The sequence below is a fragment of the Enterobacter sp. PP-008-ECC_S150 genome, assembly GCF_045257065.1.
Taxonomy (GTDB): domain Bacteria; phylum Pseudomonadota; class Gammaproteobacteria; order Enterobacterales; family Enterobacteriaceae; genus Enterobacter; species Enterobacter chengduensis.
The window spans coordinates 118,874-131,532 of record NZ_JBJHHG010000004.1; the positions used below are offsets into that span (position 1 = coordinate 118,874).

The following is a 12,659-nucleotide window of genomic DNA, read 5'->3' on the forward strand; positions in this document are numbered from 1 at the left end:
AAGAAGCCCGGCGAGAGACTCGCCGGGCTTCATCAGTAAAATCAGTAAATTAGTTATTTACCGGGATGACCGCGCCTTTGTACTTGGTGCGGATCCAGTCCTGAATCTCTTTGGAGTGCAGCACGTTCACCAGCGCGACAATATCTTTCTTCTTCTCGTCACCGCGATGCACGGTAATGATGTTGGCGTACGGGTTATTTTCACCGCTCTCAACCGCAATCGGGTCGTGAACCGGATCCAGACCCGCGTCAATGGCGTAGTTGGCGTTAATGACCACCGCGTCGCCTTCGTTGTTGTTGTACATCTGCGGCAGCAGGGACGCTTCCACGTTAGGCGTAAACTTCAGCTTTTTCGGGTTCTCAACGATGTCGCTGATGCGCGCGGTCACTTTATCAATGCCCGGCTTCAGCTTGATCACGCCCTCTTTCTCAAAGATGGAGAGAATGCGCCCCTCTTCAGAAACCGCGTCACGCATGATGATCTTGCCACCTTCCGGCAGGTCTTTCAGCGACTTGTATTTTTTAGAGTAGATGCCGATAGGCTCAATGTGGATCGCGCCTGCACTGACGAAGTCGTAGTCTTGATCGCCCGCATGATCCTTCAGCACGCTGTTCAGGTAAGGAATGTGCTGGAAATAGTTCGCGTCGATGTCATGACCCGCCAGGGCGGTGTTCGGCAGAATGTAGTCCTGGAACGGTTTGATCTCCAGGTCGATACCCTGCTTCGCCAGAATCGGCTTTGCCTGCTCCAGAATTTCCGCATGCGGCGTGTTAGATGCGCCAACCGTCAGCGTGTCGGCCCAGGAGGCAAAGCTCAGGGCGCTCAGGGTTGCGGCGGCGATCAGTGTCAGTGTTTTTTTCATGATGGGGTTCCTGTGTGTTTTTAGAGATTATCTTTTGTCTAACAATGAAGTAATGACATCGCCGCAGAACTGGATAATGAAAACGATGATCAGAATGGTCACCGTTGCCACCAGCGTGACGTCACCATGGTTGCGCTGGAATCCTTCCAGATAAGCCAGATTTCCCAAACCACCGGCGCCAATCACCCCTGCCATTGCGCTGTAGCTCACCAGCGCAATCAGCGTCACCGTAATACCCGATACCAGTGCAGGTGATGATTCCGGCAGTAAAACCCGAAACACGAGCGTGCTCAGCCGTGCGCCCATCGAGCGCGTCGCTTCAATCACGCCTTTATCCACTTCACGCAGGGCGATTTCAACCAGGCGTGCGTAGAACGGTGCGGCGCCGACAATCAGCGCCGGCAGCGCCGCGTTGGCCCCAAGAATGGTGCCAACGACGGTCTTGGTGAACGGGATCAGCAGGACAATCAGAATGATGAACGGAATCGAGCGGAACACGTTCACCACGATCGAAATGACGCTGTAGACCGTGCGGTTGTGGAACAGCCCGCCGCGCGCGGTTAAAAACAGCGCCAGACCCAGCACGATGCCCAGGATAAAGGTCGCCACGCCGGAAAGCGCGGTCATGTACAGCGTCTCCAGCGTCGCCGCCCAGAGCTGATCCCACTTGAGGTGCGGAAAGAGATTCTCAGCCATGTTTAATTACCTCGCCTTCAATATCGCTGTGCTGCAGGTCGGCGAGGATATTGTTCAGTTGTTCATCAGATGCCACGACGTGGACCCAGAGTTGCCCGAAAACGCCGTGGGCGGTTTGCGTCATTTTCCCGTGGAGGATGTTAAACGGCAGGCCGTAGCGCAGGGTCAGTTCACCCACGATCGGCTTATGCGTGCTGTGCCCGGTAAAGGTCAGCCTGATGACCGTACCTTCCAGATCGTTTGCCAGCTCGGTATTGAAGGTTTCTTCCTCGGCGTACTGGCTTACCTGGCGGACAAACTGCTGGGTAATCGGCTGCTGCGGATGGGTAAAGACGTTCAGCACGTCGCCCTCTTCCACCACTTTACCGTTCTCCATCACCGCCACGCGGTCGCAGATTTTGCGCACCACGTGCATCTCGTGGGTGATCAACACGATGGTGAGCCTGAAGCGGCGGTTAATATCCAGCAGCAGATCGAGTATCTGATCGGTGGTCTGCGGATCAAGCGCGGAGGTGGCTTCATCGCACAGCAGCACGTCAGGATTGTTCGCCAGGGCACGGGCAATACCAACGCGCTGCTTTTGCCCGCCGCTCAGCTGGGACGGGTACGCATTCTCACGCCCCTTCAGGCCAACCAGCTCCACCAGCTCCGCAACGCGGGCGGTGATTTTTGCTTTCGGCACGCCGGCAATCTGCATCGAGAACGCAATGTTTTCGCTCACCGTGCGCGACCACAGCAGGTTGAAGTGCTGAAACACCATGCTGATCTTCAGGCGGGCCTGACGCAGCGCTTCGCCTTTTGCCGCCGAAATGTCCTGTCCGTTAATGGTGACGCTGCCGCTGCTCGGTTTTTCCAGACCGTTGAGCAGACGAATCAGCGTGCTTTTACCTGCCCCGCTGTAACCGATAATCCCGTAAATTTGTCCCTGTGCTATCGTCAAATTGACGTTATCAACGGCAGTGAGTGCCACCTTTCCGTTGTCAAAAATCTTCGAAATATTGCTCAGTACAATCATTCTTATTCGTTATCCGTGCCGCCCTTGGCGGTTTAGCAGTATGGATGTCCAAACGATAGTAAACAGGCGTTATCAGCTTTTAAATGAACAAAAAAGAATTTGTTATAACTTTCGGAAATAAATGGCGGATTTACAGGGGGGAAGGCATTTAGACCAATTTCAGCAATGATTATCTGCCGGATGCATATCTGCCGGCTGATACGCGCGAAAAACGGTCATTTTTGCAGCATTTCGTGCCGATATAGCCATCCTCACATCCAGACAACTTTACGTCTTGCTATCCTGCCATCCATAAATGGCATTTATATTCTTTTTTGTTCTAAACCGCAGTGAATGGTTCTTTATTGCGAAAATTTCACCGCCCTATCATCCCGTCATGACATCCAGAAAGGAAAACATCATGACGATTTATCACTCCGTCACCGAACTGATTGGTCGTACCCCGCTTATTCAGCTGCACAAGCTTGATACCGGTCCCTGCTCGCTGTTTCTGAAGCTGGAAAACCAAAATCCGGGCGGTTCGATTAAGGATCGCGTTGCGCTGTCGATGATTAACGAAGCGGAGCGCACCGGCCAGCTGCAGCCGGGCGGCACGATTATTGAGGCCACGGCGGGCAATACCGGCCTCGGCCTGGCCCTGATCGCCGCCCAGAAAGGCTACTCGCTGATCCTGGTGGTGCCGGACAAAATGAGCCGCGAGAAGATTTTCCACCTGCGCGCGCTGGGTGCTCAGGTGGTGCTGACCCGCTCCGACGTCAACAAGGGCCATCCCGCCTATTACCAGGATTACGCCCAGCGTCTGGCGAACGAACTGCCCGGCGCGTTTTACATCGACCAGTTCAACAACGAAGCCAACCCGCTGGCGCACCGCACCACCACGGCGCCGGAACTCTATGAACAGCTCGACGGCAAGATCGACGCCATCGTGGTGGGCGTCGGCTCAGGCGGTACGCTGGGCGGCCTGCAGGCGTGGTTCGCCGAGCACTCTCCGCACACGGAGTTTGTGCTGGCTGACCCGGCCGGATCGGTTCTGGCCGACCAGGTAGAGACCGGACGCTATCACGACGCGGGCTCGTGGCTGGTTGAGGGGATTGGCGAAGACTTTATTCCCCCTCTGGCCCATATCGAAGGGGTGAATCGCGCCTGGCGCATCACCGACCGTGAAGCCTTCACCACCGCGAGGGATCTGCTGAAAACGGAAGGCATTCTGGCAGGTTCCTCCAGCGGAACGCTGCTGGCGGCGGCCCTGAAGTATTGCCAGGCGCAGACCACGCCGAAACGCGTGGTGACCTTCGCCTGCGACAGCGGAAATAAATATCTCTCGAAGATGTTCAACGATGACTGGATGCGCCAGCAGGGGCTCATCACGCGCCCTCAGGCCGGCGATCTCTCCGACTACATCGCTCTGCGCCACGATGAAGGTGCCACCGTGACCGCCGCCCCGGACGACACGCTTTCCACCGTACTGGCACGCATGCGCCTGTACGACATCTCCCAGCTGCCGGTGCTGGATAACGGCAAGGTGGTGGGCATTATCGACGAGTGGGATCTCCTGCGGCATATCGGCGGCGACGGCGATCGCTTCGCGCTCCCGGTGACGGCAGCCATGACGCGTCAGGTCGAGTTTCTTGATAAACGTGCCCCGGAGAGCGCCCTGCACGCCATCTTCGACCGCGGCCTGGTGGCCGTGATTAATGACAACGACCGTTTTCTCGGTCTGATTACGCGCAGCGATGTTCTGACCGCCTGGCGCAACCGTCTTCAGCAATAAAGGAACAGATGATGAAAAACCTGGCCACCCTGAGCGTACACAGCGGCGAGTTTAACGACCAGCACGGCGCCGTCATGCCGCCGATTTACGCCACCTCGACGTTTGCGCAACCGTCACCCGGCGAGCATACCGGCTATGAGTATTCCCGCAGCGGCAACCCCACCCGCCATGCGCTGGAAACCGCCATTGCCGAACTGGAAGGCGGCACGCGCGGCTACGCCTTCGCCTCCGGGCTCGCGGCTATCTCAACGGTGCTCGAACTGCTGGATAAAGACAGCCACATCGTCGCCATTGATGACGTTTACGGCGGGACGTATCGCCTGATTGAAAACGTGCGCAAGCGCAGCACCGGCCTGCAGGTCAGCTGGGTTAAACCGGACGATTTAGCCGGGCTCGAGGCCGCCATCCGCCCGGATACCCGTATGGTCTGGGTCGAAACACCAACCAACCCGCTGCTGAAGTTAGCCGATCTGGCGGCCATCGCGGCGATTGCCCGTCGTCATAACGTTATCAGCGTGGCGGATAACACCTTCGCATCGCCGGTAATCCACCGTCCGCTGGAGTCCGGTTTCGATATCGTGGTGCACTCCGCCACCAAATACCTGAACGGACATTCCGACGTGGTGGCCGGACTGGCGATTGTCGGAGATAACCCCGCGCTGGCGGACAGGCTCGGCTATCTGCAGAACGCGGTGGGCGGCGTCCTGGATCCGTTCAGCAGCTTCCTGACCCTGCGCGGCATTCGCACGCTGGCGCTAAGGGTCGAAAAGCACAGCAGCAACGCGCTGGCGATTGCGCAATGGCTGGCGCAGCATCCTCTGGTGGAAAAGGTGTTCTATCCCGGTCTGGAATCGCATCCGCAGTATCAGCTTGCCCGCACGCAGATGGCGCTGCCCGGTGGGATGATTTCCGTGGTGGTAAAAGGCGATGCGCAACGCGCCACGGAGGTGATCCGCAGCCTGAAGTTGTTCACCCTCGCGGAAAGCCTGGGCGGCGTGGAAAGTCTGGTGAGCCAGCCTTACAGCATGACGCACGCGTCAATTCCGCTGGAGCAGCGGCTGGCAAACGGCATTGTGCCGCAGCTGATCCGTCTGTCCGTGGGGATTGAAGATCCCAAAGACCTGATTGCCGACCTCAGTCAGGCGCTGCAAAAATAAGCAATTTGCGGCAGGTCAATCCCCTGCCGCCATAAGTTGTCATCATGGCTTAACGCCTTGATAACAATATTATGTGAAACTGCACAGATTATTTCTGAAACACCGTTTCCATTTTCCTTTTATCCTAAAATCAGCGTATAATGCGCGCCAAATCCCTGGTGAATGGTTTCAGCGCTTGGAATACAAAAAACAACGTACAACTTCTCCTCTCCTTCGTTGGGCTGTCACTCAGGCACACTTTCTTCTGCACGCTCATTTGATGTCTCCTATCCTTAGTGCGTGTCATATACTCTTTTGCAACACAGGTTTGACTCCGCGGCGGTGCGCCCCCGGAGCGAGATTTCCATATCCTTCCCAACTTAAAGACTAAGACTGTCATGAAAAAGACGAAAATTGTTTGTACTATCGGCCCGAAAACCGAATCTGAAGAGATGCTGAGCAAAATGCTGGACGCCGGCATGAACGTGATGCGTCTGAACTTCTCCCACGGCGATTACGCTGAACACGGCCAGCGCATCCAGAACTTGCGCAACGTGATGAGCAAGACCGGTAAAAAAGCCGCCATCCTGCTGGATACCAAAGGTCCTGAAATCCGTACCATCAAGCTGGAAGGCGGCAACGACGTCTCTCTGAAAGCGGGTCAGACCTTCACCTTCACTACCGACAAATCCGTTGTGGGTAACAGCGAAATCGTTGCCGTGACCTACGAGGGCTTCACCAGCGATCTGTCCGTCGGCAACACCGTGCTGGTCGACGATGGTCTGATCGGTATGGAAGTCACCGCGATCGAAGGTAACAAGGTTATCTGTAAAGTGCTGAACAACGGCGACCTGGGCGAAAACAAAGGGGTTAACCTGCCGGGCGTTTCTATCGCGCTGCCAGCACTGGCTGAAAAAGACAAACAGGACCTGATCTTCGGTTGCGAACAGGGCGTTGACTTCGTTGCAGCGTCCTTCATCCGTAAGCGTTCCGACGTGGTTGAGATCCGTGAGCATCTGAAAGCGCACGGCGGCGAGAAGATCCAGATCATCTCCAAAATCGAAAACCAGGAAGGCCTGAACAACTTCGACGAAATTCTCGAAGCGTCTGACGGCATCATGGTTGCACGTGGTGACCTGGGCGTTGAAATCCCGGTTGAAGAAGTGATCTTCGCGCAGAAGATGATGATCGAGAAGTGTGTGCGCGCGCGTAAAGTGGTTATCACCGCCACGCAGATGCTGGACTCCATGATCAAAAACCCACGCCCAACCCGCGCAGAAGCAGGCGACGTAGCTAACGCCATCCTCGACGGCACCGATGCCGTTATGCTGTCCGGCGAATCCGCCAAAGGGAAATATCCGCTGGAAGCGGTCGGCATCATGGCGACCATCTGCGAACGTACCGACCGCGTGATGACCAGCCGTCTGGACTTCAACAACGACAGCCGCAAGCTGCGCATCACCGAAGCAGTCTGCCGCGGTGCGGTAGAAACCGCTGAGAAACTCGAAGCCCCGCTGATTGTGGTTGCGACTCAGGGCGGTAAATCTGCACGTGCAGTGCGTAAATACTTCCCGGATGCCACTATCCTGGCCCTGACCACCAACGAAACCACCGCGCGTCAGCTGGTGCTGAGCAAAGGCGTTGTGGCCCACCTGGTCAAAGAGATCGCCTCTACTGACGATTTCTACATTCAGGGTAAAGCGCTGGCTCTGGAAAGCGGTCTGGCACAGAAAGGCGACGTTGTGGTGATGGTTTCAGGTGCGCTGGTACCAAGCGGAACGACCAATACGGCATCCGTTCACGTGCTGTAATAATTCAGGAACGCATTAATTTTGATAAAAAGCGCCCAATGGGCGCTTTTTTTATTCCCGGCATTAGCCAAAGTCATTCAGATTGCAAATCGGGTTTTTCTATTTAATTGCGAATTATCTAAGATGAATCCGATGATAAATGCCTTTTTTTACATAGATTTTTGCTCAAAAAGGGCCGATTCGATGCTTCTTTGAGCGAACGATCAAAAATAGGTGTATTCCCATCAAAAAAATATTCTCAACCCAAAAAACTTTGTGTAATACTTGTAACGCTACATGGAGATTAACTCAATCTAGAGGGTATTAATAATGAATCGTACTAAACTGGTACTGGGCGCGGTAATCCTGGGTTCTACTCTGCTGGCTGGTTGCTCCAGCAACGCTAAAATCGATCAGCTGTCTTCTGACGTTCAGACTCTGAACGCTAAAGTTGACCAGCTGAGCAACGACGTGAACGCAATCCGTTCCGACGTTCAGGCTGCTAAAGACGACGCAGCTCGCGCTAACCAGCGTCTGGACAACCAGGCTACTAAATACCGTAAGTAATAGTACCTGTTAATAAAATGGCGCACATTGTGCGCCATTTTTTTTTGCCTGCATTACACGGCTACTGTGTCACCTTCTCCCCTTCCTCTTCCGCTACCGCGACAGATACGCGACTGTTCTGCACCGACAATACGCTATTGCTGGCCGACGGGCTGCTTCCGGACGACACGACAACCGGGATCCCGGCACGACGTGACAGGGCTTTCTCAATCAGTGCCTTATCGCTTCCCGCCTGAGAAACAAAGGTCGCAAAGTCTGCGGAATGGGTAATGGGCGAGACCTGCGGGTTTTCTCCCTCAGCCTGCGCCAGCGGGCGGTGGACCTCAATATAGCGCTTCCCATCCGGCTCCACGGAAAACTTCACCGGTTCATTGATAATCTGCACCCGCGTGCCCACCCGCACCTGTTCGAACAGGGCTTTAATGTCCGGGGCATTCATCCGCATACAGCCTGAGCTGACCCGCAGGCCAACGCTGTCCGGCGCGCTGGTACCGTGGATAAGATATTCTCCATTGCCCACGCCTAAACGCAGCGCAAAGCGTCCCAGCGGGTTGTTTGGCCCGGCAGGCACAACTGGCGGCAGCTTAATTCCCTGCTCGAGAGAGCGAGCGCGAATGCCCGGCGTGGGTGTCCAGGTCGGGTTAGGGATTTTCTGGCTCACGCGCGTGGTCGTCACCGGCGTTTCCAGCCCCAGCTGGCCAATGCCGAGCGGGAAAACCTGAACGATGTTTTCTCCCGGCGGGAAGTAGTAGAGCCGCAGCTCTGCGAGGTTCACCACTATACCCTCGCGCGGCGTGTCCGGCAGCAGCATCTGCGATGGAATGGTAATAACGGTTCCCGGCGCGGGGTTGACCGGCGCAATGGTATTGTTGGTTTCCAGAATCACCTGCGCCGCCGTGTTAAACCGGCGGGCAATGGTCTGCAGCTTGTTATCCCCTTCCTGTATCGTGTAGGTTTGATTTTGCCCAATCAGGCGACTGCCTGCGGGCGGCAGCGGATAGTCCATCGCGCGGGCCGAATTAAGGGCACCGAGCGAACTGAGGAGTAAAAGAGTGATGAGAGACGCGCGCTTCATGCTGAGATTCCTTATTCACTGACAGAACGCCAGAAAGCTGAAAAACCAGCGAGGCGGGAACCACCTCGCGAAACAGAATGAATGCTGTTCTGTAAGTCTAGCTAAGGATTGCAGCTTTGGCGCGAATGGCGCGAATCATCGCTTCCAGCCCCTGGGAACGGGACGGGGTGAGGTGTTGGGTCAGGGCCATTTTTTCAAACCACGGGCGGACATCGAACGCCACAATATCCTGCGCCGACATCTGCTGGTAAAGGCTAAAGACGACCGCAATAAGCCCTTTAACAATGGCCGCATCGCTGTCGCCGCGTAATTCGATAGTGCCGTCATCCGACTGCGCCATCACAATCCACACCTGGCTCTGACAGCCCTGAATGCTGTTCTCCGGGCTATGCGCCTCTTTACCGAGCGGGGGCAGGCGCTGTCCCAGCTCAATGATATACAGATACTTCTCTTCCCAGTTTGCGCATCGCGAGAAGTTGCGCAGCAGTTTATCTTTGTCCGGCAGTTCCGCCATCGTATGCCTCTCCGTTAGCCCAGCAGCTGGTGAATGCGCTTAAGCCCCGCCACCAGCCTGTCGACCTCTTCCGTTGTGTTGTACATCACCAGCGACGCGCGGCACATGGCCGGTACCTGGTAAAACGCCATCAGCGGCATGGCGCAGTGGTGCCCGGTACGGACCGCCACGCCGTAATTATCGAGGAAACTGCCCACGTCATAGGCGTGATGCTTCCCGAGATTAAACGCAATCACGCCTTGCCGGTTAGCAGGCCCGTAGAGGGTCAGATCCGGTACGCTGGCAAGCTCCGCCAGCGCATAGTGCATCAGCAGCTGTTCGTACTCCTGAATGGCGTCAAGGCCGATTGCAGAGACGTAAGAGACCGCCGCGCCCAGGCCGATAATCCCGCCGGTGTTGGGCGTGCCCGCCTCAAAACGCCACGGCGCGCGGGCATAGGTGGTGCCTTCCGTCAGGCTGACGGTGGCGATCATCGACCCGCCCCCTTCCCACGGCGGCATCGCCTGCAGGATGTCTTCCTTCACGTACAGCACGCCAATCCCGGTCGGCCCGTAAAGCTTATGGCCTGAGAACACGTAGAAATCGCAGTCCAGCGCCTGGACGTCAACCGCGTGGTGCATCACCGCCTGGGCGCCGTCAATCAGCACCTTTGCGCCCGCCCGATGGGATTTTGTGACGATCTCTGCCACCGGGTTTTCCGTCCCCAGCACGTTGGAGACCTGGGTAACCGCCACCAGCCGCGTGCGGTCATCCAGCAGCGCGTCAAGCTGCGCGAGCTGCAGCGTCCCGTCGGCATTCAGCGGGATCACCCGAAGCTGCGCCCCCACGCGCTCGCAGAGCATCTGCCACGGCACAATGTTGGCGTGGTGCTCCATCTGGGTGATGATGATGTTATCCCCCGCGTGGACCTGCGCGTTGCCCCAGCTGTTGGCAACCAGGTTGATCCCTTCGGTGGTGCCGCGCACGAAGACCAGCTCTTCAGGTGAACGGGCATTGAGGAAGGCGGCCAGCTGCGTGCGCACGTTTTCCATCCGCTGGGTCGCCTCGGCGCTCAGGGTATGAATACCGCGGTGCACGGCGGCGTAGCCGTGGCGATAGAACTCGGCCTCCGCATCCACCACCTGATTCGGCTTCTGGGCGCTGGCCGCGCTGTCCAGATAGGCCAGCGGAAGACCGTTCACTTCACGGGTCAGAACCGGAAAATCTGCCCGCACTTTCTCGACGGGAAAACTCATGCTTCGCCTCCAGGCAGACGCTGACCGATTCGCGCCAGCACCTGCTGTTTTAACTCGCCATCGTGCAGCGCTTCCGTCAGTTCGGCGGCAAACGCATAAATAATCATTTTCTGCGCCGCCTGCTGGTCGATGCCGCGAGAACGAAGGTAGAACATCTGCTCGTCGTCGATGCGCCCGACCGTCGCGCCGTGGCTACACTTCACATCGTCGGCGTAGATCTCCAGCTGCGGCTTAGTGTCCACTTCCGCCAGGCGCCCCAGCAGCAGATTGTTGTTGGTCATCTGCCCGTCAGTTTTAATGGCGTGCTGCGCCACGTTGATCAGGCCGTTAAATACCGCGCGGCCTCTGTCGCTGACGATGGTTTTGTGCAGCTGGCGGCTGTTGCAGTAGCCCTTGTTGTGCTCCAGCCAGGTGCGCGTGTCGCAGACCTCTGACTTGACCGGCATCGCCAGGCTGTTGATGCGCAGCGTGGTGTTTTCACCGTTAAGCTGCGTGCTGGTGTTGTGGCGCAGCACCGCTCCGCCGAGCAGAAAGCTATGGCTGTACGCCGCGGCGTCCTGACCCAGAATAATGTCGTTATGGGCAAAGTGATGGCTCTGCGCATTCTCAAACGCCAGCTTGACGTGGTGAAGTTGGGCATTAGCCGCCACGTTCATCGTCAGGCGCGACCCGGTAAAGTGACGGGTATCGTTGAGGCTGACGTAATGTTCGATAACCGTGGCCTCCGCCCCCTCCGCCAGCTCAAGATGGTGGCGATAGTGCGCGGTGTTGATTTCGTCGCCGTCCAGACCCTGGGTGACGTGCATCAGCACCAGCGCTTTCGCCGGACGCTGGTTCCGCTTCACGCGGATGTGCGTCACGCTGCGGGCCAGGCTTTCGGTCAGGTGCAGGAAAACTTCGGGCTGAACCGGGGCGCTCAGGGACTGGCGATCGTCGTTGACCTCCACCTCAAATCCGCTCGCCTCGGGAGCGTCGCTCAGATCCGGACGGTACTCGCCGTCGACAAACACCAGGCGCGCGGCATCCACGCGCAGAGCAAGCGCGTCGCGCTGCGCAGGCGAGAGATCCGCCAGACGGGTCACAAACTCGGCGTTCAGCAGGCCATCAAGCGGGGTATATTTCCAGTTCTCATGCTTGCGCGTCGGCAGGCCGAGACGCAGCATCTGCTGCAGATGCTGCTGCGCCTGCTCGGAGCGCGTGCCGCCCTGGGCTTCAAACAGCCTGTGCCACTGCTGGAGCGCATTACTGCTGTTCGGTAAGCCAGCCATACCCCTGCTCCTCCAGTTGTTTAACCAGCGTGAAATCGCCTGATTTCACAATTCGCCCCTGGTAAAGCACGTGGACGTAATCCGGCTTGATGTAGTCCAGAATGCGCTGGTAGTGGGTGACGATAATGAACGAGCGCTTGCCGTCGCGCAGGGCGTTCACCCCGTCAGCAACAATCTTCAGGGCATCAATATCCAGACCGGAGTCGGTCTCATCCAGAATGCACAGCTCGGGCTCCAGTACCGCCATCTGCAGGATGTCGTTACGCTTCTTCTCGCCGCCGGAAAAACCCACGTTTACCGAACGGGTTAGAAGATCTTCCGGCATTTTCAGCAGCTTAATCTTCTCTTCCATCAGGTCCTGGAAGTCGAAGCGATCCAGCTCCTCCAGCCCGCGATATTTGCGCACCGCGTTCAGCGCCGTCTGCAGGAAGAACTGGTTGCTGACGCCCGGAATTTCTACCGGGTACTGGAAGGCCATAAAGATGCCCTCTCCCGCACGATCTTCCGGCGACATCTCCAGCAGGTTTTTCCCGTTAAACTCGACCGAGCCATGGGTCACCTCGTAATCTTCGCGGCCCGCCAGCGTCGCAGAAAGCGTACTTTTCCCGGAACCGTTCGGCCCCATAATGGCGTGAACTTCACCCGGCTTGACGTCAAAATTGAGGCCACGCAGGATGGCTTTATCTTCTACGCTAACCTGTAAATCTTTAATGCTTAACATGTGCTTTCC

The 12,659-nt window shown here is 56.9% G+C and carries 12 protein-coding genes; 4 read left to right on the forward strand and 8 right to left on the reverse strand.

Annotation, left to right across the window (positions count from 1 at the left end):
- Positions 1 to 49: 49 nt before the first annotated feature.
- The 3 genes from ACJBF3_RS06695 to ACJBF3_RS06705 are packed head-to-tail and all read right to left on the reverse strand — an operon-like array spanning position 50 to position 2,573.
- A complete protein-coding gene (locus ACJBF3_RS06695) occupies positions 50 to 862 on the reverse strand; it encodes a MetQ/NlpA family ABC transporter substrate-binding protein (protein ID WP_045327101.1) in 813 nt (270 codons plus the stop codon).
- A gap of 27 nt (positions 863 to 889) precedes the next feature.
- Positions 890 to 1,558, reverse strand: coding sequence for a methionine ABC transporter permease (locus ACJBF3_RS06700; RefSeq protein WP_045327100.1), 669 nt, complete (start codon positions 1,556 to 1,558; stop codon positions 890 to 892).
- Positions 1,551 to 2,573, reverse strand: a complete 1,023-nt coding sequence (locus ACJBF3_RS06705; protein ID WP_045327099.1) for a methionine ABC transporter ATP-binding protein — start codon at positions 2,571 to 2,573, stop codon at positions 1,551 to 1,553. Before ACJBF3_RS06705 ends, ACJBF3_RS06700 begins: the two co-directional genes overlap by 8 nt.
- Positions 2,574 to 2,973: 400 nt before the next feature.
- Between ACJBF3_RS06705 and ACJBF3_RS06710 the strand changes: the two genes are divergently transcribed.
- The 4 genes from ACJBF3_RS06710 (at position 2,974) to lpp (ending at position 7,837) form a co-directional block, all read left to right on the forward strand.
- Entirely contained in the window at positions 2,974 to 4,344 is a 1,371-nt protein-coding gene (locus tag ACJBF3_RS06710; protein WP_045327098.1) for a cystathionine beta-synthase, read from the forward strand.
- Positions 4,345 to 4,355: 11 nt separating this feature from the next.
- A complete protein-coding gene (locus ACJBF3_RS06715; RefSeq protein ID WP_045327097.1) occupies positions 4,356 to 5,501 on the forward strand; it encodes a PLP-dependent aspartate aminotransferase family protein in 1,146 nt (381 codons plus the stop codon).
- A gap of 377 nt (positions 5,502 to 5,878) precedes the next feature.
- On the forward strand, positions 5,879 to 7,291 hold the full coding sequence (gene pykF, locus ACJBF3_RS06720) for a pyruvate kinase PykF (protein ID WP_045284943.1): 1,413 nt from the start codon (positions 5,879 to 5,881) through the stop codon (positions 7,289 to 7,291).
- A 309-nt stretch (positions 7,292 to 7,600) separates the two neighbouring features.
- The gene (gene lpp, locus ACJBF3_RS06725; protein WP_010430241.1) at positions 7,601 to 7,837 is read left to right on the forward strand and encodes a murein lipoprotein Lpp; all 237 of its coding nucleotides are present in this window, start codon (positions 7,601 to 7,603) and stop codon (positions 7,835 to 7,837) included.
- A gap of 61 nt (positions 7,838 to 7,898) precedes the next feature.
- On the opposite strand, the gene ACJBF3_RS06730 is transcribed toward lpp, so the two are convergent.
- From ACJBF3_RS06730 to sufC, 5 genes are all read right to left on the reverse strand, one after another.
- Positions 7,899 to 8,912 (reverse strand): L,D-transpeptidase family protein, encoded by a 1,014-nt coding sequence (locus tag ACJBF3_RS06730; RefSeq protein WP_045327096.1) that lies wholly within the window; start codon positions 8,910 to 8,912, stop codon positions 7,899 to 7,901.
- Positions 8,913 to 9,009: 97 nt separating this feature from the next.
- Positions 9,010 to 9,426 carry a cysteine desulfuration protein SufE gene (gene sufE / locus ACJBF3_RS06735; RefSeq protein WP_045327095.1) on the reverse strand — a complete coding sequence of 139 codons (417 nt, stop codon included), beginning with the start codon at positions 9,424 to 9,426 and terminating at the stop codon, positions 9,010 to 9,012.
- Positions 9,427 to 9,440: 14 nt separating this feature from the next.
- The gene (gene sufS / locus ACJBF3_RS06740) at positions 9,441 to 10,661 is read right to left on the reverse strand and encodes a cysteine desulfurase SufS (protein WP_045327094.1); all 1,221 of its coding nucleotides are present in this window, start codon (positions 10,659 to 10,661) and stop codon (positions 9,441 to 9,443) included.
- Positions 10,658 to 11,929 carry a Fe-S cluster assembly protein SufD gene (gene sufD / locus ACJBF3_RS06745; protein ID WP_045327093.1) on the reverse strand — a complete coding sequence of 424 codons (1,272 nt, stop codon included), beginning with the start codon at positions 11,927 to 11,929 and terminating at the stop codon, positions 10,658 to 10,660. Before sufD ends, sufS begins: the two co-directional genes overlap by 4 nt.
- Positions 11,904 to 12,650: a Fe-S cluster assembly ATPase SufC gene (sufC, locus tag ACJBF3_RS06750; RefSeq protein WP_045327092.1), complete on the reverse strand. Its 747-nt coding sequence runs from the start codon at positions 12,648 to 12,650 to the stop codon at positions 11,904 to 11,906. The genes sufD and sufC overlap by 26 nt, the downstream gene beginning before the upstream one ends.
- Positions 12,651 to 12,659 lie beyond the last annotated feature (9 nt).